Annotated in this window: 20 protein-coding genes and 1 pseudogene; 18 read left to right on the top strand and 3 right to left on the bottom strand. The window is 63.7% G+C overall.

Translation table 11 applies throughout. The features are described 5' to 3' along the window. Window positions 1-91: 91 nt before the first annotated feature. The gene (locus ABMA32_RS06250; protein ID WP_349012847.1) at window positions 92-1,417 is read right to left on the bottom strand and encodes a DUF3422 family protein; all 1,326 of its coding nucleotides are present in this window, start codon (window positions 1,415-1,417) and stop codon (window positions 92-94) included. Between the two features lie 197 nt (window positions 1,418-1,614). Between ABMA32_RS06250 and ABMA32_RS06255 the strand changes: the two genes are divergently transcribed. The 4 genes and pseudogenes from ABMA32_RS06255 to ABMA32_RS06270 all read left to right on the top strand — a co-directional run bounded on the left by ABMA32_RS06255 (window position 1,615) and on the right by ABMA32_RS06270 (window position 4,383). Then, on the top strand, window positions 1,615-2,385 hold the full coding sequence (locus ABMA32_RS06255; protein WP_349012848.1) for an FCD domain-containing protein: 771 nt from the start codon (window positions 1,615-1,617) through the stop codon (window positions 2,383-2,385). 54 nt (window positions 2,386-2,439) lie between these two features. Beyond that, on the top strand, window positions 2,440-3,573 hold the full coding sequence (locus ABMA32_RS06260; protein ID WP_349012849.1) for an alpha-hydroxy acid oxidase: 1,134 nt from the start codon (window positions 2,440-2,442) through the stop codon (window positions 3,571-3,573). Window positions 3,574-3,755: 182 nt separating this feature from the next. Then, a pseudogene (locus tag ABMA32_RS06265) lies at window positions 3,756-3,869 on the top strand (hypothetical protein); the annotation flags it as partial. Between the two features lie 124 nt (window positions 3,870-3,993). Then, window positions 3,994-4,383, top strand: coding sequence for a hypothetical protein (locus ABMA32_RS06270; RefSeq protein ID WP_349013372.1), 390 nt, complete (start codon window positions 3,994-3,996; stop codon window positions 4,381-4,383). Here ABMA32_RS06270 and ABMA32_RS06275 read toward each other — a convergent pair whose 3' ends face one another. Next, window positions 4,384-4,527, bottom strand: a complete 144-nt coding sequence (locus ABMA32_RS06275) for a hypothetical protein (RefSeq protein WP_349012850.1) — start codon at window positions 4,525-4,527, stop codon at window positions 4,384-4,386. A gap of 1,388 nt (window positions 4,528-5,915) precedes the next feature. Here ABMA32_RS06275 and hisS point away from each other — a divergent pair. The 14 genes from hisS to ABMA32_RS06345 all read left to right on the top strand — a co-directional run bounded on the left by hisS (window position 5,916) and on the right by ABMA32_RS06345 (window position 22,735). After that, window positions 5,916-7,505 carry a histidine--tRNA ligase gene (hisS, locus tag ABMA32_RS06280; RefSeq protein ID WP_349012851.1) on the top strand — a complete coding sequence of 530 codons (1,590 nt, stop codon included), beginning with the start codon at window positions 5,916-5,918 and terminating at the stop codon, window positions 7,503-7,505. Between the two features lie 241 nt (window positions 7,506-7,746). After that, window positions 7,747-8,868: an ATP phosphoribosyltransferase regulatory subunit gene (locus ABMA32_RS06285; protein WP_349012852.1), complete on the top strand. Its 1,122-nt coding sequence runs from the start codon at window positions 7,747-7,749 to the stop codon at window positions 8,866-8,868. Continuing rightward, entirely contained in the window at window positions 8,865-9,569 is a 705-nt protein-coding gene (gene hisG / locus ABMA32_RS06290) for an ATP phosphoribosyltransferase (protein ID WP_349012853.1), read from the top strand. The genes ABMA32_RS06285 and hisG overlap by 4 nt, the downstream gene beginning before the upstream one ends. A 223-nt stretch (window positions 9,570-9,792) precedes the next feature. Next, complete coding sequence (gene katG, locus ABMA32_RS06295) at window positions 9,793-12,009, top strand: catalase/peroxidase HPI (RefSeq protein WP_349012854.1); 2,217 nt, start codon at window positions 9,793-9,795, stop codon at window positions 12,007-12,009. A gap of 161 nt (window positions 12,010-12,170) precedes the next feature. Then, complete coding sequence (locus ABMA32_RS06300; protein WP_349012855.1) at window positions 12,171-12,782, top strand: L,D-transpeptidase; 612 nt, start codon at window positions 12,171-12,173, stop codon at window positions 12,780-12,782. An 81-nt stretch (window positions 12,783-12,863) separates the two neighbouring features. Then, complete coding sequence (locus ABMA32_RS06305) at window positions 12,864-14,153, top strand: RsmB/NOP family class I SAM-dependent RNA methyltransferase (protein ID WP_349012856.1); 1,290 nt, start codon at window positions 12,864-12,866, stop codon at window positions 14,151-14,153. A 41-nt stretch (window positions 14,154-14,194) separates the two neighbouring features. Continuing rightward, window positions 14,195-14,911 (top strand): cyclic nucleotide-binding domain-containing protein, encoded by a 717-nt coding sequence (locus ABMA32_RS06310; protein ID WP_349012857.1) that lies wholly within the window; start codon window positions 14,195-14,197, stop codon window positions 14,909-14,911. 54 nt (window positions 14,912-14,965) lie between these two features. Then, on the top strand, window positions 14,966-15,418 hold the full coding sequence (locus ABMA32_RS06315; RefSeq protein WP_349012858.1) for a TspO/MBR family protein: 453 nt from the start codon (window positions 14,966-14,968) through the stop codon (window positions 15,416-15,418). Window positions 15,419-15,564: 146 nt separating this feature from the next. Then, the gene (locus ABMA32_RS06320; RefSeq protein WP_349013345.1) at window positions 15,565-15,954 is read left to right on the top strand and encodes a PaaI family thioesterase; all 390 of its coding nucleotides are present in this window, start codon (window positions 15,565-15,567) and stop codon (window positions 15,952-15,954) included. A 2-nt stretch (window positions 15,955-15,956) separates the two neighbouring features. Then, complete coding sequence (locus ABMA32_RS06325) at window positions 15,957-16,592, top strand: 5'-methylthioadenosine/S-adenosylhomocysteine nucleosidase (RefSeq protein ID WP_349012859.1); 636 nt, start codon at window positions 15,957-15,959, stop codon at window positions 16,590-16,592. 49 nt (window positions 16,593-16,641) lie between these two features. After that, window positions 16,642-18,219 carry a glutamine-hydrolyzing GMP synthase gene (guaA, locus tag ABMA32_RS06330; protein WP_349012860.1) on the top strand — a complete coding sequence of 526 codons (1,578 nt, stop codon included), beginning with the start codon at window positions 16,642-16,644 and terminating at the stop codon, window positions 18,217-18,219. Window positions 18,220-18,274: 55 nt separating this feature from the next. Next, window positions 18,275-20,338: a 3-hydroxyacyl-CoA dehydrogenase NAD-binding domain-containing protein gene (locus ABMA32_RS06335; RefSeq protein WP_349012861.1), complete on the top strand. Its 2,064-nt coding sequence runs from the start codon at window positions 18,275-18,277 to the stop codon at window positions 20,336-20,338. Continuing rightward, window positions 20,331-21,533 (top strand): 3-oxoadipyl-CoA thiolase, encoded by a 1,203-nt coding sequence (gene pcaF / locus ABMA32_RS06340; protein WP_349012862.1) that lies wholly within the window; start codon window positions 20,331-20,333, stop codon window positions 21,531-21,533. Before ABMA32_RS06335 ends, pcaF begins: the two co-directional genes overlap by 8 nt. A gap of 14 nt (window positions 21,534-21,547) precedes the next feature. Then, window positions 21,548-22,735, top strand: coding sequence for an acyl-CoA dehydrogenase (locus ABMA32_RS06345; protein WP_349012863.1), 1,188 nt, complete (start codon window positions 21,548-21,550; stop codon window positions 22,733-22,735). A gap of 58 nt (window positions 22,736-22,793) precedes the next feature. On the opposite strand, the gene ABMA32_RS06350 is transcribed toward ABMA32_RS06345, so the two are convergent. Continuing rightward, a complete protein-coding gene (locus ABMA32_RS06350) occupies window positions 22,794-23,342 on the bottom strand; it encodes a TetR/AcrR family transcriptional regulator (protein WP_425475478.1) in 549 nt (182 codons plus the stop codon). Window positions 23,343-23,423: the final 81 nt, after the last annotated feature.

Here is a 23,423-nt window from a genome sequence, read left to right on the forward strand (position 1 = left end):
CAATTGTGTCCTGCGCTGGCAAACGGACTTTGCCGTCTTGCCGGAATTGCCGCTGCGAGAGGAAACAGCGGCAAAGTGACGCTGGGGAAGTCTATTCGCCGGCCGGCGCCTTGTCGCGCTCGACGTGGGTGCGACGGATGCGCCGCACCGCCCACCAGACGAGAAGCACCACGACCGGCACCGAAATGGCGGTTACCAGCTCGGGCGTCACCGCATGGCCGAAGATCGTCGCGCCCTTCGCCATGTAGCCGATGAGGCCGACGACATAATAGGATACGGCGGCCACCGAGAGGCCTTCCACGGTCTGCTGCAGCCGCAGTTGCAGCTTGGCGCGGTTGTTCATCGACGCCAGCAGGTCGCGGTTCTGCTTTTCCACCTCCACGTCGACCCAGGTGCGCAGCAGCGTCGTGGCGCGGGTCAGTTTGCGCGACAGGTTGGCCTGCCGCTCCTCGACGGACCGGCAGGTGCGCATGGCGGGCGCCACGCGGCGTTGCAGGAAGCCTGCCCAGGTCTCGAAGCCGGGAACGACTTCCTCTTCCAGCGCTTCCAGCCGTTCGAGCACGATCCCGTCATAGGCGCGGCTTGCGCCGAAGCGATAGAGGCTGGCGGCGGCGTCCGCCTCCAGTTCGGCGGCCAGCTCAGTGAGGTCCACGAGCAGCGCCTGGCTGTTGCGCGCATCCGTGTCCTTCATCTCGCGCGTGATGTCGGCCAACCGGTCCTCGATGCGGCGCACCCGCCCCGACAGCGATAGCGCCATCGGCAGGCCCAGCATGGCAAGCGTTCGATAGGTCTCGATGTCGATCAAACGTTGCGAAAGCGCGCCGGTTCGCGCCGGCGAAAGGCCGCGGTCGAGCACGAGGATGCGGGTAAGGCCGTCGCCGTCCTGGCGGAAATCGGTCACGATCGCGGCGTTACCGCGCTCCACGAGCGAATAGCAGAGGCTGGCCGGATCGAACTGCGCGATAAGTTTTTCGCTCTCCGGCGTCCATTCCCGGATTTCCAGCCGAATACCGGATATCACCGTTCCGGGCGGGCTGAAGCCATTGCCGAAAGGCGAGCGCTCCGCCGTGCGTCCGTCGCCGCCGAGCGACCCCTCCCACAGATAGGTGGAGAATTCTGTATGGCGCTCCCAGCGCAGCGAGCCGTTGCCCCACTTCATGGCGTGGTGGCGGGCGTTTCGCTCCGGCGGCGCGATGCCGAGCCCGCGCGAAAGCTCCGACAGCACGGCGTGGTCGACCACCGAGCCGCCTTCGGTCATGAAGGAGAGCTGCAACAGCAGTCGCGGTTGGGCGACCAGCGGATAGGGTCGCGCATGCACCTCGCCGAGTGCGCCGGCGCGTCCCTCATGAGCGGGGAAACCGAGCACGTTTGCCGTCATCAGGGGCTTGAAGTCCGAGGTCTCGTTGGCTTCGGGCATTGCCGTTCCCATGGGTCGTGGATCGACATTGCTTATGACGGATCGGCGAAATCTGCCAACCGGATGCCGACATCGCCCGGCGCGGCCAGGCGATGGACATATGCCGGGCCAGAAGCAAAAGACTGGATAAATAAATTGACCAGTATGGGCCTGAGGCTCTATTGTGGCTGGAGCTAAGCGTTTCCGGCGCAACTCCGTTGAACGAGATTTTTTCTAGGATTGAGCATTCCCGCACCGCCGACGAGGTGGTGCAGCAGATCGAGGCGCTTGTCCTTGAGGGGGTCCTGCGCGTCGGCGATCAGTTGCCCGGCGAGCGCGACCTTGCGCGCCAGCTCGAGGTCTCGCGGCCCATCCTGCGCGACGCCCTGAAGAATCTGGAGACGCGCGGCCTGCTGACATCCAGGCACGGCGGCGGCACCTATGTCGCCGACGTCATCGGCCAGGTCTTCGCCAAACCCGTGACCGAACTCTTCGCTACCCACCCCAAGGCCGCGCGCGACTATCTCGAATACCGCCGCGAGATCGAGGGCATCGCCGCCGAATATGCCGCGCGCCGCGCCACCGCCGACGACCTCGCTCTGCTCGAACGCATCGTCGATCGCATGAAACAGGCGCATCCTTCCGGAGACATGGAAGGCGAGGCGGCGATCGACGTCGAGTTCCACCAGGCCATCGGCGAGTGCGCGCACAACATCATGCTCATGCACACGCTGCGCTCCTGTTACCGCCTGCTCTCGGACGGCGTGCTGCAGAACCGCATCCTCGTCTACAACCTGCCTGACGCAAGTGCCGCCTTGCTAGACCAGCACCTCGCGATCTATGAGGCCGTCAGGAAGGGCGAGCCGTCGGCCGCGCGCCGGGCCGCGATGGACCACATCACCTATGTCGAGCAGGCCATGGCCGAGGCCGAACGCACCGGCGACTGGCAGCGCGTGGCGCGGCTTCGGCTTCGCCAGCGTACTATTTAGAAGGGAAGAAGCGTGACCACCCAATCCTACGGAAAGCCCCTCAGAGGTACGCCCATGTCCGTTCTAGAGATCGACGACCTCAAGAAGATGGCGAAGAAGCGCGTGCCCAAGATGTTCTTCGACTACGCCGACTCGGGCGCGTGGACCGAAAGCACCTACCGCGCCAACGAGGAGGATTTCCGCAAGATAAAGCTCCGCCAGCGCGTGCTCGTCGACATGAGCGATCGTTCGCTGGAATCGACCATGGTCGGCCAGAAAGTGAAGATGCCCGTCGCGCTCGCGCCCACCGGCATGACCGGCATGCAGCATCCGGACGGCGAAATCCTGGCTGCCCAGGCGGCGGAGGAGTTCGGCGTGCCCTTCACGCTCTCCACCATGAGTATCTGTTCCCTTGAGGATGTCGCCGCGAACACCACGAAACCCTTCTGGTTCCAGCTCTACGTCCTGAAGGACAAGGACTTCGTATACAACCTCATCGACCGCGCCAAGGCGGCCAAATGCTCGGCGCTGGTGCTGACGCTGGACCTGCAGATTCTCGGCCAGCGCCACAAGGATCTGCGCAACGGCCTCTCCGCCCCGCCGAAGTTCACGCCCAAGCACATCTGGCAGATGGCGACGCGCCCCGGCTGGGCCTTTGGCATGCTCGGTACCAAGCGCCGCACCTTTGGCAACATCGTGGGCCACGCCAAGGGTGTTGGCGATCTCGCTTCGCTCTCCTCGTGGACCACCGAGCAGTTCGACACGCGGCTGTCGTGGAAGGACGTCGAGTGGATCAAGGAACGCTGGGGCGGCAAGCTGATCCTCAAGGGCATCAACGACGTCGAGGATGCCGTCATGGCCTCGAAGACCGGCGCCGACGCCATCATCGTCTCCAACCATGGCGGCCGCCAGCTCGACGGCGCGCCGTCTTCCATCTCGATGGTGGAGCCGATCGTCGATGCGGTCGGCGACAAGATCGAGGTCCACATGGACGGCGGCATCCGCTCCGGCCAGGACGTGCTGAAGGCGCTCTGCCTCGGCGCGAAGGGCACCTATATCGGCCGGCCCTTCCTCTATGGCCTCGGCGCGATGGGCAAGCCCGGCGTCACGAAGTCACTGGAGATCATCTACAAGGAGATGGACGTCACTCTGGCGCTCTGCGGCAAGCGGCTCATCACGCAGGCCAGCCGCGACATGCTGCTGCGCTGACACCCACCTTCTCTCCTTGAGGGAGAAGGAAAGAGCGCGCCTCATACACACCCTCGCCAAACACGACCGTCTCGTCTAGGCAGACGCATGGGCACTGTTTCCTTTTCCGACGCGCGCGGGCCTGACGCATCGTCATTTATGCCATCGGCGACGTGCATGGCCGGCTCGACCTGCTTGCCCGCATGTATGGCGACATCGCCGGCCATGGCCGAGACTGGCGCATCGTCCAGCTCGGCGACTATGTCGATCGCGGCCCGGATTCTGCCGGCGTGATCGATTTCCTGATACGCTTCGGCAGGCAGACCGGCAGTATCGTCTCGCTAGCCGGCAACCATGACACCGGCTTCCTTGATTTCCTGGCGCTTCCCGACCCGGAGGGCTTGTTCGCCCGCCATGGTGGCGTCGAGACGGCCCGCTCCTATGGCGTGGCCCTTGGAACTGGAAGACCCAGCCGCCTTCCGCGCGGGCGCGCGGGCGCTCGGCGATGCCATGCCCGCCCATCATCGAGCGTTTCTCGAAGGGTTGCCGTTTTCCGTCGCGTTCGGCGATTTCTTCTTTTGCCATGCTGGTATCCGCCCCGGCGTCGCGCTCGACGCGCAGGATCACCTCGACCTGATCTGGATCAGGGGCGAGTTCCATCGCCACCAGGGGCTATACCCGAAGGTAATCGTCCACGGCCACACGCCGGTCGAGCAGGCTGAGATCCTGCCGAACCGGGTCAATGTCGATACCGGCGCCTATGCGACAGGCCGCCTCACCGCGCTCGTCATCGACGGCGCGAAAAAACGTCTGCTGACGATTGAAGGGTAGCTAGCGGGAGATCGAGGCCGAGACGCCGTAGCCGTCGACGACTGCGTGGCCGCTCGATGCATCGGCGGCATAGATGCCGACGCCCCAGAAGGCGATACCTGCAAGCATGGCAAGCGAAAGAAGCGCGGCTTTCACGGGAGTCATCTCGGTTTGTTGCCCTGCTCACATCTGGCACGAAGAGAGTTACGAATGCGTTTCGGTCCAGATGCGTCACACGGGCGTTCAGATGCCGCCAGTGATACCTAAGCCCTGTATCCCAAACATGTCGCCCGCCGGTCCGAAACGGATCAGTCGTGAATCAATCCCGAAACAGGAAGGCGCGCTCATCTACGCAGGGTTAACGCACGAAGCCAGCGCGAAGCTGACCATCCACAAGGAAAGAAACCCGCCGTGCCAAAAATGCAACGGGTGGGCGAGTGGCGGCCCGCACGGCCTACCTTCCACTTCGTCATCCTAGGGCAAGCGCAGCGCGACCCGAGGATCAATGCCGTGACCTATCTGTGATGGGCTGAGAGAGCAGGGCAGTCCTCTTTTTGATGGTAGATTTTTAGGCCAACCTCACGGCATGGATCCTCGGGTCAAGCCCAAGGATGACGAAAGCGGGGTAGGTAGAAAGACCTCCACCGCCATCACTTCCAGCCTGACCTCCCGCACGTGGGGAGCGTCTGGCCGGACAGGGTGGGGCGCTGTCCCGCAAGCGTCCACGCTCTGGTTTCCGGGTTCCACTTCGCGGCCCCGGAATGACGGCGCGATGAGCTACGGCGTCAGGCGTGAATAGATTTTCGCCAGCGCTGGCGCCGGCCTTATCTCGCCCCCATGCGGGGGAGAAAGCGATTTCAACAGCTTAGCCCGGAGCGAAGCGGAGGCTAAGTGTTAGAAATCGCAAGAGAGGGGATTTTTTATCCCCGCGCCCAAATCCTCCCGCATACTGCCCCCATCGCCCTCACGGGAACCTGGTGCGCACCGGGTATCAGGGAGGGCGGCGGTGCCGGATCGGTCAATGCTGCGGTAGCATTGGCTGGGTGATGAACCCCCAGGTCCGGGCCCCGAGGGAGACCAGCGGCAACGGCCGTGTCCTCCCTCGGGGCAAGAACGCCGGCGGGGCGCGGGAGACCGGCCACGTTACTAAAAATATGAGAGGCAAGGCCCCGTGCCCCGCTTCCCGACTTCTCCCTCCTTGGCAGGGAGCGCTCTTTGAAAAAGGCCAGACTGCGAAAGCAGGGCGTGGCAACGGGAAAGTGCGGCCTATGCGATTGGGATCCCTCGCCCCTGCGAAGCGGGGGAGAGGTCGATCGGTCCGCAGGATCGAGACGGTGAGGGGGAGCAACCGATCCCAAAAAGACGAGACAGTTGGTCTGCCAAATGCCCCCTCTCCGTCCGCTTCGCGGACACCTCTCCCCCGCTTCGCAGGGGCGAGGAAAACGCGCCCGGCATTTAACGACACCCCTCCGCACCTTGCCCGTTCCCCCGCTGTCGGCTAGGACGCGCCCGTCAACTGACGCAACTGACAAAAAGACAAAGCGAACACCTCCATGGCCGACAAATCCGAAAAGACAAAGGCGCGGCTGCCGCGCGGCTTCGTCGACCGTTCGGCCGAGGACATCCGCGCCGTCGAGAAGATGATGGCCACAATTCGCGGCGTCTACGAACTCTACGGTTTCGAGCCGGTCGAGCAGCCGCTGATCGAATACACCGACGCGCTCGGCAAATTCCTGCCCGACCAGGACCGCCCCAACGAGGGCGTCTTCTCCTTCCAGGACGATGACGACCAGTGGCTGTCGCTGCGCTACGATCTTACCGCGCCGACCGCGCGCTTCGTCGCCGAGAACTACGAGCGCCTGCCAAAACCCTATCGCAGCTATCGCTCCGGCTGGGTGTTCCGCAACGAGAAACCCGGCCCCGGCCGCTTCCGCCAGTTCATGCAGTTCGACGCCGACACGATCGGCACGCCGGGTGTGGCTGCCGACGCCGAGATGGCGATGATGATGGCCGACGTGATGGAAGCGCTCGGTATTGCGCGCGGCGACTACGTCATCCGCGTCAACAACCGCAAAGTGCTGGACGGCGTGCTGGAAGCGATCGGCCTTGGCGGCGAGGAGAATGCCGGCCGCCGGCTGACGGTGCTGAGGGCGATCGACAAGCTGGACAAGTTTGGCCCTGAAGGCGTGCGTTTGCTGCTCGGCGCTGGCCGCTGGGATGGCGGAAAGGAAGGCGAGGGCGATTTCACGAAGGGCGCCGGGCTCGCCGAGCAAGAAATCGCCAGAGTATTGTCGTACTTGGGAACTGCATTTCGAGAGGGCCGACCGGATCTCGTCGGAAAGGGTGCTGTCTCGCCAGTCGATCCCCTCAGCGAAGGCACATTTCGTTCGGGCTCGATCTCGTTCCAATTCTGGCGTGAAGCCGTTGCCGGTTCGAGTGTTGGTGAACAAGGGGTGGCCGAACTCGAAGAGTTGTCAGCACTTTGTGCCGCTGCAGGCTACGACGTCGACCGAGTCATGGTTGACGCTTCCGTCGTCCGTGGCCTCGAATACTACACCGGCCCGGTCTACGAAGCCGAACTCCTCGCCGAAATACCCAATGAGGAAGGCAAGATCGTGCGCTTCGGCTCGGTCGGCGGCGGCGGGCGGTATGACGGCCTCGTGTCGCGCTTCCGGGGCGAGCCGGTTCCGGCTACAGGCTTTTCCATCGGCGTCTCGCGCCTCACCGCCGCGCTGAAGGCGCTCGGCAAGCTCGACACATCAGATGTCATCGCGCCGGTCGTGGTTCTCGTCATGGACAAGGACACCGAAAGCCTCGGCCGCTACCAGAAGATGGTGTCGAAACTCCGCAAGGCCGGCATCCGCGCCGAAATGTATCTCGGCGGCGCGGGCATGAAGGCGCAGATAAAATATGCCGACCGCCGCGGCAGCCCGGCCGTCGTCATCCAGGGCGGCAACGAGCGCGCCGAGGGCGTCGTGCAGATCAAGGACCTGGTCGAAGGCGCGCGCCTCGCGGCAGGCATCGCCGACAATGCCGAATACAAGGAAGCCCGTCCGGGACAGGTGACCGTGCCGGAGGCCGATCTTGTCGCCGAGGTAAAGAAAATCCTCGACGCGCAGGCGGCGGAGCGGAGGAAGGGGTGAGCGTAGATACCCCCCTCTGGCCTGCCGGCCATCTCCCCCTCAGGGGGGGAGATCAGCCTGCGTCACACATTTCGCCAAACGCCGCCGGTGAGTGGGCGGCAAGGTCGCAATCGCTAATCTCCCCCCTTGAGGGGGAGATGGCCGGCAGGCCAGAGGGGGGTGGATGGGCGTGGCTTGTCCGCGTGGCAAATAGCACCCCTGATTTGGGATCAGCGGGTCTTGCGGCACAGGGGCTTGCCCCATGACCTCCCGCTATCCCGCCATCGCGCCCGACATTCTGGCGCTCTTCGCCGCACGAAACGCGGCGACCGTTGATGTGCCCGTCCTGCAGCCGGCCGACCCGTTCCTCGACATGGCGGGCGAGGATCTGCGCCGCCGCATCTTCCTGACCGAGAGCGAGACGGGCGCTGCCCTCTGCCTGCGCCCGGAATTCACCATTCCCGTCTGCCTCGACCACATCGCCAGCCAGGCCGGCACACCGCGCCGCTACTCCTATCTCGGCGAAGTGTTCCGCCAGCGTCGCGAGGGCGGCAACGAGTTCTTCCAGGCGGGCATCGAGGACCTCGGCGACAAGGATACCGCCGCCGCAGACGCGCGCTCGATAGCCGATGCGCACGCGTTGCTGTCGCTGGCGCTGCCCGGTGTCCCGCTGACCGTCACGCTCGGCGACCAGTCCGTTTTCGAGGCGGTGCTGGCCGCCCTTGGCCTGCCGCGCGGCTGGCGCATGCGCCTCGCCCGCGCCTTCGGTTCGGCCGAGCAGCTTGCGACAGCCCTTGCCGACCTCGCCAACCCGCCGAAGAACGGCGCGCTCCCCGAAGCCGTCGGCGCGCTGGTGGCCGATGGCGATCAGGAGCGGCTGGCCGAACACATCGCCGCCGAGATGGCCGACGCCGGCCTGTCGCCAACCGCCGGCCGCACGCCGCAGGAGATCGCGCGGCGTCTGGTGGAGAAGGCCGAACTGCGCAGCGTGCGCCTGTCGTCGGAGGCCTTCTCGGCGCTGGAAGCCTTCCTCGCCATAGACGTGCCGCTGAACGAAGCAGCAGCCGCGCTCGAACAGTTCGCGAAGTCGGCCGGCGTTTCGCTTGGCTCCGCGCTGGCCAATTTTTCGGCCCGCGTCCAGGCCGTCGCAGCCGAGGGTATGTCGGCCGCGACCATCCGCTACGACGCCGCCTTCGGCCGCCCGCTCGACTACTATACCGGCCTCGTCTTCGAGATTTCTTCGGGCGAAGCAGATCGCCCGCTCGCCGGTGGCGGCCGTTACGACCGACTGCTCACGCTGCTCGGCGCGAAGTCGCCCATCCCCGGCGTCGGCTTCTCCGTCTGGCTCGACCGCATCGAAGCGCTGCGGGGAGGCAAGGCATGACCATCACGCTCGCCATTCCCTCGAAGGGCCGGCTGAAAGATCAGTCGCTGGAGATTCTGGCGACGGCCGGGCTGCCCGTCAGCCTGCCCTCCGATGACCGGAAATACCGCGCCCGCATAGAGGGTCGCGACGATATCGAGATCGCCTTCCTGTCGGCGTCCGAGATTGCCGGCGAGATCGGGCAGGGCGCTGTCGATCTCGGCATCACCGGTGAGGACCTGCTGCGCGAGAACGTCGCCGACTGGGAAAGCAAGGCGGCCATCGAGGTGCGGTTGGGCTTCGGTCCGGCGGACGTTGTCGTGGCGGTGCCGGAAAGCTGGCTCGACGTCGACACCATGGCCGACCTCGACGATGTCGCCGCCGAGTTCCGCCAGCGCCACGGCCGCCGCCTGCGCATCGCGACAAAATACTGGCGGCTGACGCAGCAGTTCTTCTCCCAGCTTCACGGCATACAGGTCTACCGCATCGTCGAAAGCCTCGGCGCGACCGAGGGCGCTCCCGCTGCCGGCTCCGCTGATGTCATCGTCGACATCACCACCACCGGCTCCACCCTGCGCGCCAACCGGCTGAAGATCTTGTCGGACGGCGTCATCCTGCGGTCGCAGGCCTGCCTCGTCCGTGCGCTCAGGACGCGTTCGCCCGCGGGCGAGGCGCTCGCCGCTTCGGTTGCGGCGCAGATTGCGCAGACACTTCGCGCGTGACGTGCGGCTAAATTGCAGTTTGTTTTTGTCAGGCGGCAGGGCTAGTCTGGAATAGTTCTAGACTGCGCTTCCAGCGCGTCGAGCCCCTTGGCATCATCAACCCGGAGAGGGAGGCAGACATCGTGACCAATCCCCGAACCTTTGCGGTATCGGCGGACGCGTGCACGATGCAGCGCGGTATGCGTGCCGTTGCCTTCCAAGCAAGTACGAGCGGAGAATAGGCATGGACGCGAAGACAGACGACAAGGGTCCGGGCAAATGCCCGGTGGTTCATGGTGCCGGTAGCGGCACCAGCAACCGGGATTGGTGGCCGAACCAGCTTCGCGTCGATCTCCTGAGCCAGCATTCCCAGAAGTCCGACCCGCTCGGCAAGGGCTTCGACTACAGCGAGGAGTTCAAGAAGCTCGACTATGAGGAACTCAAGAACGACCTGCGCAAGCTGATGACGGATTCGCAGGACTGGTGGCCGGCCGACTTCGGCAACTATGGGCCGCAGTTCATCCGCATGGCGTGGCACAGCGCCGGCACCTATCGCGTCGGTGACGGTCGCGGCGGTGCGGGGCGCGGCCAGCAGCGTTTTGCACCGCTCAACTCCTGGCCGGATAACGTCAACATCGACAAGTCGCGCCGCCTGCTCTGGCCGATCAAGCAGAAGTTTGGCCAGCAGATTTCCTGGGCTGACCTGCTCATCCTGACCGGCAACGTCGCGCTGGAGACCATGGGTTTCCGCACCTTCGGTTTCGCCGGTGGTCGCGAGGACACATGGGAGCCGGATCAGGATGTATACTGGGGCCGTGAGACGACATGGCTCGCGCCGAGCAATGATCCGACGAACACCGGCAACCGCTATTCCGGCGAACGCGATCTGGAAAATCCGCTCGCGGCTGTCCAGATGGGCCTGATCTACGTCAACCCCGAAGGCCCGGACGGCAATCCCGATCCGCTCGCCTCGGCGAAGGACATCCGCGAGACGTTCAAGCGCATGGCGATGAACGACGAGGAGACCGTCGCGCTCATCGGCGGCGGCCATACCTTCGGCAAGACGCATGGCGCAGGAGCGGCTGACCATGTTGGCTCGGCTCCGGAAGCCGCCGATCTCGAAGCGCAGGGTCTCGGATGGGCCAGCAGCTTCGGCAGCGGTTCTGGCGGCGACGCCATCACCAGCGGACTGGAAGTGACCTGGACGCAGACGCCTGCGCAGTGGAGCAACTTCTTCTTCGAAAACCTGTTCAAGTTCGAATGGGTGCTGGAGAAGTCGCCTGCCGGCGCGCATCAGTGGGTCGCCAAGGATGCTGGCGATATCGTTCCCGATGCACATGACGCATCGAAGAAGCACAAGCCGAAGATGCTGACGTCGGATCTGGCGCTGCGCTTCGACCCCGAATACGAGAAGATTTCGCGCCGTTTCCTGCAGAACCCGCAGGCTTTCGCCGAGGCTTTCGCCCGCGCATGGTTCAAGTTGACCCATCGCGACCTCGGTCCGCGCTCGCGTTATCTGGGGCCGGAAGTGCCGAGGGAGGAACTGATCTGGCAGGACCCGGTGCCGGCGGTCGATCACCCGTTGATCGACGACGCGGATGCGGCGGCACTCAAGGCTAAGGTGCTGGCTTCGGGGCTCACCGTTTCGGAGCTGGTCGGCACAGCCTGGGCTTCTGCTTCGATCTTCCGTGGCGGCGACAAGCGTGGCGGCGCTAACGGCGCGCGCATTCGCCTTGCCCCGCAGAAGGACTGGGCCGTCAACCAGCCGGAGCAGCTTGCCAAGGTGTTGAAGGCGCTGGAGCGCATCCAGATGGAGTTCAACCTCGACCAGACAGGCGGCAAGAAGGTTTCGCTCGCCGACCTCATCGTGCTGGCGGGCAACGCCGGCGTCGAACAGGCTGCCAAGGCCGCCGGCCACTCGGTCAACGTCCCGTTCACGCCGGGACGTACCGACGCGAGCCAGGCCCAGACCGACGTCGAATCCTTCTCGTATCTCGAGCCTGCGGCGGACGGCTTCCGCAACTACCAGAAGGCCCGGTATGCGATTCCGGCCGAGCACCTGCTGATCGACAAGGCGCAGCTTCTGACGCTGACCGCGCCGGAACTGACCGCGTTGATCGGTGGCCTCCGGTCGATCGACATCAACACGGACGGTTCGAAGCACGGGGTCCTGACCGACAAGCCGGGCACGCTGACCAACGACTTCTTCGTGAACCTGCTCGACATGGGCACGGAATGGAAGGCGACATCAGACACCAAGGAAGTGTTCGAGGGACGTGACCGCAAGACCGGCAACGTCAAGTGGACGGGCACGCGCGTCGATCTCGTCTTCGGCTCCAACTCGGTGTTGCGCGCGCTGGCGGAAGTTTATGCCAGCTCCGACGCGAAGGAGAAGTTCGTCAACGACTTTGTCGCCGCATGGACGAAAGTGATGAACCTCGACCGTTTCGACATCGCCTGACGCTAATCGTCAGTTGTACCGGCGAAGGGCGCGGGTCATGCCGCGCCCTTCTGCTTTTCGTACACAATGATGTGTTCGACGCTTCTATTTGCCTACGGAAAGGTTTCGTTAACCATAAATTTTTATCGATTCTAAACCTGCAACGACATTCCGGGGGATACATGGACATTTCACGTCGCGGCTTCGTTTTCGGATTGCCGCTCTTCGTCGCCGGTTGCACGACGGGTGGAAGCGACTTTTCGAACTATTCGGCGAGGCCGGATGAGCGCCACCCCCTGCAGGCAATGCCGCTCAACAGCATCAAGCCGGAGTTGAGGCGACAGGAAGTCGCGTATTCTGGCGGTGAAAGCGCCGGCACCATAGTCGTCCACACGCCACAGCGCCGGCTCTACTATGTGCTCGGTGACGGCAGGGCGATGCGCTACGGCATCGGCGTCGGCCGCGAGGGGCTTGCGCTCAGCGGCGGCGCAACCGTGGGACGCAAGGCGGAATGGCCGAGTTGGACGCCGACCCAGAACATGATGCGACGCGACCCGCGCAACCTGAAATTCGCAGGCGGCTTGCCCGGCGGACCGAACAATCCTCTGGGCGCGCGTGCGCTCTATCTCTACCGCGGAGGCAACGACACCATGTTCCGCATCCACGGCACCAACCAGCCGAATTCGATTGGTGGTGCGGTCTCCAGCGGCTGCATACGCATGCTGAACCACGATGTGATCGATCTTTATCAAAGAACCCCCGTGGGCACGCGGGTCGTCGTCATCCAGGCTTGAGATTCTGAGCACCCGCTTGCCTTGGCCAGTACCACCCGCTAGTCAGCTTGCCATTCGGGCAAACCGGCACTGGAGCGGCACATGCGCCTCGGCGGAAGACTTGCGGCGGCGATCGAGGTTCTCGAGGACATCACGCGGCGGCGAAGGCCAGCGGCGGATGCGCTGAAGGACTGGGGCCTGTCGCATCGCTTTGCGGGATCGGGCGACCGCGCCGCCATCGGCAACATCGTCTACGACGCCTTGCGCCGGAAGCGTTCCGCTGGCTGGCTGCTCGACTCGGACTCTTCGCGCAGCCTCGGCTTCGGTGCCCTGCTTCTGGAATGGAACCAGACTCCCGAGGGATTGAACGCTGTATTGGAGGGCGACCGTTTCGCGCCGCCGCAGCTGAGCGACGAGGAAATGCAACGCCTTACGTCGCGCAACCTCGCCGACGCCCCTGACGAAATCCGCGCCGACATCCCGGATTGGTGCGCGCCTTTGTTCAAGGATGCCTACGGCGACGATTGGGTCGCGGAGGCGGCAGGCCTTGCAACGCGCCCGCCGCTCGACCTGCGGGTCAACACGCTGAAGGCGGAACGGGAGAAGGTGCTTGCCGAACTCGTCGACTTGCCGGCGGGGCCCGCCTTGCTAGCACCGAATGGCATCCGCATCCCGCCGATCGATGGCTCCGGACGCCATCCCAACGTCCAGGCCGAACCAGCTTTCCAGAAGGGCTGGTTCGAGGTGCAGGACGAAGGATCACAGGTCGTCGCGACACTGGCGGATGCCAAACCGGGCATGCAGGTCCTCGATTATTGCGCCGGCGCAGGCGGCAAGACGCTGGCCCTATCGGCCGCGATGGAAAACCGCGGACAGGTCTTCGCCTACGACTCCGAAAAAGCGCGCCTTGCCCCGATCTTCGACAGGCTGCGGCGCGCCGACAGCCGCAACGTCCAGGTCGTCGCGAAACCGCAGGAGTTGACCCCGCTCCAGGGCCAGATGGATTTGGTCCTTGTCGATGCGCCATGCACCGGTTCGGGAACATGGCGTCGGCGTCCCGACGCGAAATGGCGGTTGTCCGAGAAGCAACTGGGGGTCCGGATGAGCGAGCAGAAAGCCATCCTCGACGCTGCCAGCGAATATGTGAAGCCGGGCGGCCGGCTCGTCTACATCACATGTTCGGTGTTCCCTTCCGAGAATGCCGAGCAAATTGAGGGCTTCTTGGAAGGGCGCAAGGATTTCGAGCCCGCCAGCCATCTTCGTCTCTGGAGCGACCATTTCCTGGGGCACGGAGCGGCGGCACGGATCGACGATCGGCTCGGTATCTCGCTCTCGCCTATGCAGACCGGCACCGACGGCTTTTATGTTGCGAGCCTTTTTAGGCTAGACTGACGCAACGTAAACCTCGCCGATCTCTGGGAGGAGGGTGCTCAGTGACCGAATTCTGGCATGATTTGACCAACCCCGAGTATGTCTACGGGCACCTGACATACATTCTCAGCACGATTGCTGTGGCAATGCGCAGCATGCGCTGGCTCCGGACTTTTCTCATCGCGAGCGGCTGTGTCGGAATATTTTACTACGGTTTCGTCATCGGCGACAGAGTTAGTACGATCTGGGAATTCGTATTCACGGCCGTGAATATAGTTCAGCTGGCGATTATTCTGTTTGTTGCACGCCTGAGTGCAGTTGATGAACACGAACGCTTTTTTATCCAGCAAGTCACTCCGTCGCTCGACGAGAGCCAGCGCAGGAAACTGATGAAGATAGCGCGTTGGCACACAGGGATGCCGGGCGAGGTTTTGATGGCGGAGGGGCAAGAAAGTCCCAACCTGATTTTCCTGACCCGCGGAGCCGCAAGCATTGAACGAGGAGGCACGCTGATCGGCGTGTGCGGTGCTGGCGATTTCCTCGGCGAAATGAGTTTTCTCACTGGCAAGCCCGCATCTGCCACGGTTCGCGTGGCGAATGAGGTCCGTTGCTGCGTCTTCGATCCCGGCGTGTTGAGAGCGTTGCTCGACCGGAATCCTGATATCCTCCAGACCCTTGAAAACAGCTTTAATCGCAATCTGGTTGGCAAGCTGGAACGCATGAACGAGGCGACGCAAACGACGGGAGCCTCGTCTGGCTCAACCCAGTCCTTTGCTTGATTTGTATTCGAGTCGCCCTACATGGCAGGCGGAATAAATCCTCCAGGTGAACAGATGTCCTCGCGGTCCGCCTTGACCCCCTTCATCCTTCTCGTTGTTGGCGGCGGCTTTCTCATCAGCCAGTTTACTACTCCCGGCCTCTGGCATGCAGAACTGACTAAGCCGTGGTTCAACCCGCCCAACTGGATTTTTGGTCCCGTCTGGACCGTTCTGTATGTGATGATTGCGATTGCCGGCTGGCGCATCTGGCAGCGCGACCGTTCAGGTCCGGCCATGAAGCTCTGGTGGCTTCAGCTTGCCCTGAACTTCGCGTGGTCGCCCGTTTTCTTCGCACTTCATAACGTCGGTTTGGCACTTCTGATCATCTTGGCGCTTTTTGCGTCGATCCTCGCTTTCATAGCGGCCGCTCGCGGTACAGACAGCGTGTCAGCATGGCTGTTCGTGCCTTACGCGTTGTGGGTCGGGTTCGCCTCGCTGCTCAACGGAGCGATCTGGCATTTGAACTGATTGCTGCGCTGCACAAAACCATTTGCGCTGATTGCTCCCCTTTGTCATAAGCTGCCGCCAAAGAGGTCGCAGTGGTGGCACATCCAAAGACAATTCCCGACCCGAATTACGAGGAGCGCGTCCGCGCTTCCTTCGCGCGCCAGAACATGATGGCGACGATCGGCGCAAAACTCACGGTGGTGACGCCCGGTATCGTCGAGATCGAAATGCCCTTTTCGACAACGCTGACCCAGCAACATGGCTTCCTGCACGCCGGTGTCATCGCAGCGGCCCTGGATTCCGCCTGCGGTAACGCGGCCCTGTCGATCATGCCCGAGAACGCAGCGGTGCTGAGCATCGAGTTCAAGGTCAACCTTTTGTCGCCCGGCAGGGGCGCGCGTTTCCTGTTCAGGGGGTCTGTCACGAAGCCCGGCCGCACCATTGTGGTCGCCGATGCACAGGCCTACGCGATAGCCGCCGACGAAGAGACGAAGCTGATCGCCACCATGACAGGGACCATGATGACGATCGTCGGTCGTGAAGGGATGGAGGGCTAGCGGTGTCGTCGGTCGCGACGCTCGCTGGTAAGAGGGTGCTTTTTGCGATGGCGGCCGACGCCGAATACGGCCCCCATCTCCAGGCGCTGTTCAGACCGCTGATGACCGGGGTCGGCCCCGTCGAAGCCGGCGTTGCGCTGACCAAGGCGCTTTTTGAACTGAAGTCGACAGGCGGTCTGCCGGACATCGTCGTCTCGCTGGGCTCGGCCGGCAGTCGCAAGCTGCACCGCGCTGGCGTCTATCAGGTGACCTCCGTGGCCTATCGCGACATGGACGCGTCGGCCTTCGGGTTCGAAAAAGGTGTTACGCCGTTTCTCGATCTGCCGGCCACGGTCGAGCTTCCTGTCCGAATACCCGGCGTCAAGGAGGCGACGCTGTCAACTGGCGCGGCCATAATCTCAGGCTCAGGCTACGAGGCGATCACCGAAGACATGGTGGACATGGAGACGTTCGCCTGCCTGCGCGCCTGCCAGGTCTTCGGCGTTCCGCTCATCGGTCTGCGGGGCATTTCGGACGGCGACGCCGATGTCGAGCATATCGGCGACTGGCTGGAATATCTGCATATTATCGACGAAAGGCTTGCCGATGCCGTCGCGAGGCTGGAGGCGGCGCTCGCCGATGGTACGATCATCCTTTGAGTCGATGCGCCCCATTGCGCCGACTCGGTTCTTTCTTTAAACGCCCGCCATGAAGCACGACGCGCATCAAGACTCTATCCTCATCATTGATTTCGGCAGCCAGGTCACGCAACTGATTGCGCGGCGCATCCGTGAATCCGGCGTCTACTGCGAAATCCACCCATTCCAGAACGCCGCCGAAGCCTTCGAGCGCTTGAAACCGAAGGGCGTGATCTTCTCCGGCGGGCCGGCCTCCGTTCCTGATGAAGGCAGCCCGCGCGCGCCTCAAGCGGTGTTCCAGTCCGGCGTGCCCATCCTCGGCATCTGCTATGGCCAGCAGACGCTGGCCCACCAGCTAGGCGGAAAGGTCGAAGGCGGCCATGCCGCCGAGTTCGGCCGCGCCGATGTCGAGATCAGAAGGGCGAGCCCGCTATTCGAAGGGTTCTGGGAAGTCGGCGGGCGCTATCCGGTCTGGATGAGCCACGGCGACCGCGTCACCGAACTGCCCGATGGCTTCGAGGTCATCGCGACGTCGGAGAACGCGCCTTTCGCCATCGCGGCCGATGAAAGCCGCCATTACTATACGACCATGTTCCACCCGGAAGTGGTGCATACGCCTGACGGCGCGAAGCTGCTCTCCAACTTTGTGCACAAGATCGTCGGGTTGAAATCCGACTGGACGATGTCGGCCTATCGTGCCGAGATGATCCGCAAGATCCGCGATCAGGTCGGGAACGAGCGCGTCATCTGCGGCCTGTCGGGCGGCGTCGATTCCTCCGTGGCCGCAGTGCTGATCCACGAGGCGATCGGCGACCAGCTCACCTGCATCTTCGTCGACCACGGACTGATGCGCCTCAACGAGGCCGACGAGGTCGTGACCATGTTCCGCGACCACTACAACATCCCGCTCGTCCATGTGGACGCGTCCGACCTGTTCCTCACCGAGCTTGCCGGCGTCTCCGACCCCGAGGTCAAGCGCAAGACGATCGGCCGCCTGTTCATCGAGGTCTTCGAGGCAGAAGCCAACAAGATTGCCGCTGACGGCAAAGGCGCGCCGGCCTTCCTGGCGCAGGGCACACTTTATCCCGATGTGATCGAGAGCGTTTCCTTCTCCGGCGGCCCGTCGGTGACGATCAAGTCGCACCACAATGTCGGCGGCCTGCCGGACCGCATGAACATGAAGCTGGTGGAGCCGCTGCGCGAACTCTTCAAGGACGAGGTGAGGGCGCTTGGCCGCGAACTCGGCCTGCCGGATCGCTTCATTGGCCGCCATCCCTTCCCCGGTCCGGGTTTGGCCATCCGCTGCCCCGGCGGTGTGACTCGCGAGAAGCTCGACATCCTGCGCAAGGCCGATGCGGTTTACCTGGACGAAATCCGCAAGGCCGGCCTCTACGACAAGATATGGCAGGCCTTCGCCGTGCTTCTGCCGGTGCAGACGGTTGGTGTCATGGGTGACTACCGCACATACGACTTCGTCTGCGCACTGCGCGCCGTCACCTCGGTCGATGGCATGACGGCGGACTTCTATCCCTACGACATGGCCTTCCTCGGGCGTGCGGCAACCCGCATTATCAACGAAGTGCGTGGTATCAACCGCGTCGTCTATGACGTGACTTCCAAGCCTCCCGGCACGATCGAGTGGGAGTGAGAAGATTGTCGAGTTGGACGGGAGAATAGCCCGACCGGGCATCAGTGAGCTTTGCATGACAAGTCCCGTTCGTCTTGCCCTGGATAATGGCGTCGCCGTCATCACCATCGACAATCCGCCGGTGAACGTGACGTCGCTTTCGGTTCGCGAAGGACTAGTTGCCGCGCTGGATGAAGCCGAGAAAAGCGGTGCCGAGCGGATCGTGCTGACCGGCGCGGGCAAGACGTTCGTCGCTGGCGCCGACGCGAGGGAATTTTCCGCGCCTCCACAGCCGCCACATCTGCCGGATATTGTGCAGAGGATCGAGACATTTCCGGTTCCTGTCGTCGCTGCGATCAACGGCACGGCGCTTGGTGGTGGACTGGAACTGGCTCTGGCAGCCCATTCGCGGATCGCAGCGCCGGGTGCGACGCTTGGTCTGCCGGAGGTGACGCTCGGCGTCGTGCCCGGCGCTGGCGGAACGCAGCGGCTGCCACGCCTGATCGGCGTCAGGAATGCGGTGTCGCTGATTGCCGAGGGGCGCATTATCGATGCCGGAGAAGCGGCGCAACTGGGCATCGTCGACGCTATTGCGCCCGACCCGCTCGAAGCGGCGCGGAGCTTTGCGATCCCGGCGCGTGCGCCGACCGGCGCGATGCCCAATCCCCAGCTTGATGCACAAGCGCTGGAAGACGCCCGCAAGCAGGCAGCGCGCCGCAGCGCGGGTCAGGTTGCGCCTGTGAAGGCGATCGAACTGGTCGAGGCGGCGGGCCGGCTTTCGCTCGCGGACGGGCTGGCGCTGGAGCGCCAAACCTTTCTTGAGCTCAAGGTATCGGATCAGGCCGCAGCCCTTCGCCACATATTCTTCGCCGAGCGCGCCGCCATGGGGCAGGGGCGAAAGGGTGGCGCGGAGATCGGCTCAGCCGTGGTCGTCGGCGGCGGCAACATGGGAGCCGCGATCGCCTATGCGCTGGCTGGCGTCGGTGTCGCGGTGACGCTGGTCGAGGCCGACGAGGCGGCTGCCGGGCGTGCCAAGGCGAACGTCGCAAAGCTTTATGCCGAGGCGGTGTCGCGCGGAAAATCAACGGCGGAGCAGGCCCAGTCTGCGCAGGCTGCGCTTTTCTCTTTCCGTGTCGGTTATGACGATCTGCCGGCCGTCGATCTGGCGATCGAGGCGGTCTTCGAGGATTTGGACGTCAAGCGTAAGGTCTTTGCTGCTCTCGATGCAGCGCTTCCCGAAACCGCTATCCTTGCCACCAACACCTCCTATCTCGACGTCAACCGCATTGCGGCCGCCATCCGCAATCCGGCGCGTTTCCTCGGGTTGCATTTCTTCAGCCCCGCCCATGTCATGAAATTGCTCGAGGTGGTGAGGGGCGAGAAGACCTCTGACGAAACGCTCGCGACCGCGCTCAAGCTTGCGGGCAGGATGACGAAGATACCGGTGCTTGCCGGCGTCTGTGACGGCTTCATCGGCAACCGCATCCTGACGCGCTACCGCCAGATCTGCGACGTGATGCTGCTCGAAGGCGCGTTGCCCTGGCAGGTCGACGCCGCCATGCGCGGCTTCGGCATGGCGATGGGTCCCTATGAGGTGCAGGACTTGTCCGGCCTCGACATCGCTTATGCAAACCGCAAGCGTCTCGGCTGGAAGACGAAGCCTGATTTTCGCTACGTGGCGATCGCCGACCGTATCGTGGAGGAAACGGGCCGCCTGGGGCGCAAAACGGGTGCGGGCTGGTACGATCATGAGGGCGGGAAGCAGTCTCCATCGCCAGTGATCGAACGTATCGTCGTCGATGAATCCGCAAGCGCCGGCATTCAAAGGCGGGCTTTCTCGGACGATGAGATCGTCCTTCGCGCCACCGCTGCGATGATGGAGGAGGGCCTGCGTATCCTCGAAGAGGGCATCGCCGCGAAGGCTTCCGACGTCGACCTCGTCATGGTGCACGGTTACGGCTTTCCACGCTGGCGCGGCGGCCCGATGCATCTCGCCGAGCGGATCGGCCTCGCAGATGTGGCGCAACGCATCGATACGCTGGCCGCACAAGATCCCCTTTCGTGGTCCGTACCTGACCTGCTACGTCGCCTCGTAGAGAGTGGCTCCCGTCTGGATGATCTCAGGGGTACGCATGCCTGAGGCTTTTATCTGCGACTACGTCCGCACGCCCATCGGCCGCTATGGCGGCGCGCTTGCCTCCGTGCGGACAGATGATCTGGCGGCAATTCCGCTGACTGCGCTTTTGCAGCGCAATCCCGGCCTTGATCCAGCATCGGTCGAAGAAGTGTGGATGGGTTGCGCGAACCAGGCCGGCGAGGACAACCGCAACGTCGCGCGCATGGCGCTGCTGCTCGGCGGACTGCCCGACACCGTGCCCGGCGTCACCGTAAACCGCCTGTGCGGATCGGGTCTCGAAGCCGTGGCCGCTGCGGCAAGGGCGATCCGCGCGGGCGACATGGATCTGGCGATTGCGGCGGGCGTCGAGAGCATGACGCGCGCGCCGCTGGTGATGCCCAAGGCATCGTCGGCATGGTCGCGTGCTGCCGAAATCCATGACACGACCATCGGCTGGCGTTTTATAAATCCGAAGATGCAGAAACAGTACGGCACCGACTCCATGCCGGAAACCGCGCAGAACCTTGCCGACGGGCATGCAATCAGCCGCGAAGACCAGGATGCTTTCGCGTTGCGCTCTCAGGAGCGCGCCGCTGCTGCACAGGCGAACGGTCGGCTGGCGCAGGAAATAGTCCCCGCCGATGTCCCCGCCGCGCGCGGTGCGACCGTGCAGGTGGCAGTCGACGAGCACCCCCGCAAGACGACAATCGCGGATTTGGCGAAGCTGCGCCCGATCACCCGTCCCGACGGATCGATCACCGCCGGCAATGCCAGCGGCGTGAACGATGGCGCAGCCGCACTGATCGTCGCTTCAGAGGCGGCGGCGAAGCGCGCCGGCTTGACACCGCTCGCGCGGATCATCGGCGCGGCATCGGCAGGTGTCGCCCCGCGCATCATGGGCTATGGGCCGGTGCCGGCCGTCAGGTCGCTCTCTGACAGGATGCGTGTGAAACTCGACGCGATCGATGTCATCGAACTGAACGAAGCGTTTGCCGCGCAGGCGCTGGCGGTGCTGCGCGATCTCGGCGTGGCGGACGATGACCCACGGGTCAATCCAAACGGCGGCGCAATTGCACTCGGCCATCCGCTTGGCATGAGCGGTGCCAGGATCGCCGGCTCGGCGGCTTTGGAGCTTGCGCGCGGCGCCGGCCGCCATGCCCTTGCGACGATGTGCGTCGGCGTGGGACAGGGAGCGGCGCTCCTGATGGAACGGATTTGAAGGGAAGAAGCGACATGGCCGACAAGAACGTTTTCAAATGGGATGATCCGTTCCTGCTGGAGAACCAGCTTTCCGAAGAGGAGCGTATGGTGCGCGACAGCGCGGCGGCCTACTCGCAGGACAGGCTGGCGAGCCGTGTGCGCGATGCTTACCGCAAGGAAGAGACCGACCCGGCAATCTTCGCCGAAATGGGCGAACTCGGCCTGCTCGGAATCACCATCCCGGAGGAGTATGGCGGGCTTGGTGCTGGTTATGTGACCTACGGCCTCGTCGCGCGCGAGGTGGAGCGCGTCGATTCCGGCTACCGCTCGATGATGTCCGTCCAGTCCTCGCTCGTCATGTACCCCATCCATGCCTATGGCTCGGAAGAGCAACGTAAAAAGTATCTGCCGAAGCTCGCATCCGGCGAATGGATCGGCTGCTTCGGCCTGACCGAGCCCGACGCGGGCTCCGACCCCGGCGGCATGAAGACGCGCGCCCGCAAGACGGAAGGCGGATACGTCCTCAACGGGTCGAAGATGTGGATTTCCAACGCCCCGATCGCCGATGTCTTCGTCGTATGGGCCAAGTCGGATGCACATGGCGGCAAGATTCGCGGCTTCGTGCTGGACAAGGGCACCAAGGGCCTGTCGGCGCCGAAGATCGAGGGCAAGCTGTCGCTGCGGGCCTCGGTCACCGGCGAGATCGTGCTTGAGAATGTCGAGGTCGGCAAGGACGCGCTTCTCCCTAACGCCGAGGGCCTTTCAGGTCCGTTCGGCTGCCTCAACCGTGCGCGTTACGGCATCGCCTGGGGCGCCATGGGCGCGGCCGAGGCGTGCTGGCATGCCGCTCGCCAGTATGGGCTGGACCGCAAGCAGTTCGGCCGTCCGCTCGCCAACACGCAGCTCTTCCAGAACAAGCTTTCCTTCATGCTGACGGAGATCAGCCTCGGCCTGCAGGCGGCGCTCAGGGTCGGCCGGCTGTTCGACGAAGGGATGATGGCTCCCGAAATGATCTCCGTCATCAAGCGCAACAACTGCGGCAAGGCGCTGGACGTGGCCCGCATGGCGCGCGACATGCATGGCGGCAACGGCATCTCGGACGAATTCCCGGTGATGCGCCATCTGGTGAACCTGGAGACCGTCAACACCTATGAGGGGACGTATGACGTCCACAGCCTCATCCTCGGTCGCGCGCAGACCGGCCTGCAGGCGTTTTTCTGAAAACTTGAGCAATGCTGGCTGGTTCGCGCCGGCCGGCAGATGTTGGCGGCCCCGGGCTCTAGCCCCTACTCACCATATTGTGAAGTTCCTGCACGGCGAGGTCGCGCTCTTCCTTCGTCAGCACGTCCAGGTCAAGCAACGGCAGGCATCGTAGTCCCTCGATCGCCAGAAAGACCACCAGCGCGGCCGCTTCGTTGGACGCGTTTGCACGAATCATGTCGACGAGCCTCCTGTTGAAAACGCGCGCGGGATGCATCAAATCGGGGTTTTCGATCAGCGCGGCAAGAAAACCGGAAGCGGGCGGCATCTTGTTCTTGTGCTTTTTCTCGAACAGCTCAACACAGGCCGAGATCACGCCGTCGGTTTTGTCAGCATTGTTGTCAATCTTCCTCTGGAATGCCGTTTCAAACTCCTCGATGTGATGCGCGACGATCGCTTCCAGAAGTTTTTGCTTGGTCGGAAAATTGTAGAGCAGTCCGCCTTTGGACACACCGGCGCGCTGCGCTACTGCGTCGAGCGAGACATGCCCCGGGCCGACTTCCTTGGAGAGTTCGACGGCAGCAGCCACGATCTTGTCGCGCGAACTCGGTCTGCCAGGTGGTGCCATTGCAATCCTCCGAGATCACCCTAGCGCGGATTGACAATACCGTCCAGACGGTACAGTAATTAAGATCGTATATAAGGCCCG

Origin of the sequence: Mesorhizobium quangtriensis, from assembly GCF_040081925.1 — a bacterium.
Lineage (GTDB): Bacteria > Pseudomonadota > Alphaproteobacteria > Rhizobiales > Rhizobiaceae > Mesorhizobium_K > Mesorhizobium_K quangtriensis.

What these genes read in the sequence shown, in the direction of transcription:
- hisG (WP_349012853.1), top strand. Translation starts at nt 8,865, where the DNA reads ATGACCATCACGCTCGCCATTCCCTCGAAGGGCCGGCTGAAAGATCAG.
- ABMA32_RS06335 (WP_349012861.1), top strand. Translation starts at nt 18,275, where the DNA reads ATGACAAGTCCCGTTCGTCTTGCCCTGGATAATGGCGTCGCCGTCATC.
- ABMA32_RS06260 (WP_349012849.1), top strand. Translation starts at nt 2,440, where the DNA reads ATGTCCGTTCTAGAGATCGACGACCTCAAGAAGATGGCGAAGAAGCGC.
- ABMA32_RS06250 (WP_349012847.1), bottom strand. Translation starts at nt 1,417, where the DNA reads ATGCCCGAAGCCAACGAGACCTCGGACTTCAAGCCCCTGATGACGGCA.
- katG (WP_349012854.1), top strand. Translation starts at nt 9,793, where the DNA reads ATGGACGCGAAGACAGACGACAAGGGTCCGGGCAAATGCCCGGTGGTT.
- ABMA32_RS06320 (WP_349013345.1), top strand. Translation starts at nt 15,565, where the DNA reads ATGATGGCGACGATCGGCGCAAAACTCACGGTGGTGACGCCCGGTATC.
- ABMA32_RS06315 (WP_349012858.1), top strand. Translation starts at nt 14,966, where the DNA reads ATGTCCTCGCGGTCCGCCTTGACCCCCTTCATCCTTCTCGTTGTTGGC.
- ABMA32_RS06350 (WP_425475478.1), bottom strand. Translation starts at nt 23,342, where the DNA reads ATGGCACCACCTGGCAGACCGAGTTCGCGCGACAAGATCGTGGCTGCT.
- ABMA32_RS06300 (WP_349012855.1), top strand. Translation starts at nt 12,171, where the DNA reads ATGGACATTTCACGTCGCGGCTTCGTTTTCGGATTGCCGCTCTTCGTC.
- ABMA32_RS06345 (WP_349012863.1), top strand. Translation starts at nt 21,548, where the DNA reads ATGGCCGACAAGAACGTTTTCAAATGGGATGATCCGTTCCTGCTGGAG.
- ABMA32_RS06305 (WP_349012856.1), top strand. Translation starts at nt 12,864, where the DNA reads ATGCGCCTCGGCGGAAGACTTGCGGCGGCGATCGAGGTTCTCGAGGAC.
- pcaF (WP_349012862.1), top strand. Translation starts at nt 20,331, where the DNA reads ATGCCTGAGGCTTTTATCTGCGACTACGTCCGCACGCCCATCGGCCGC.
- ABMA32_RS06270 (WP_349013372.1), top strand. Translation starts at nt 3,994, where the DNA reads ATGGCGTGGCCCTTGGAACTGGAAGACCCAGCCGCCTTCCGCGCGGGC.
- guaA (WP_349012860.1), top strand. Translation starts at nt 16,642, where the DNA reads ATGAAGCACGACGCGCATCAAGACTCTATCCTCATCATTGATTTCGGC.
- ABMA32_RS06275 (WP_349012850.1), bottom strand. Translation starts at nt 4,527, where the DNA reads ATGACTCCCGTGAAAGCCGCGCTTCTTTCGCTTGCCATGCTTGCAGGT.
- ABMA32_RS06285 (WP_349012852.1), top strand. Translation starts at nt 7,747, where the DNA reads ATGACCTCCCGCTATCCCGCCATCGCGCCCGACATTCTGGCGCTCTTC.
- hisS (WP_349012851.1), top strand. Translation starts at nt 5,916, where the DNA reads ATGGCCGACAAATCCGAAAAGACAAAGGCGCGGCTGCCGCGCGGCTTC.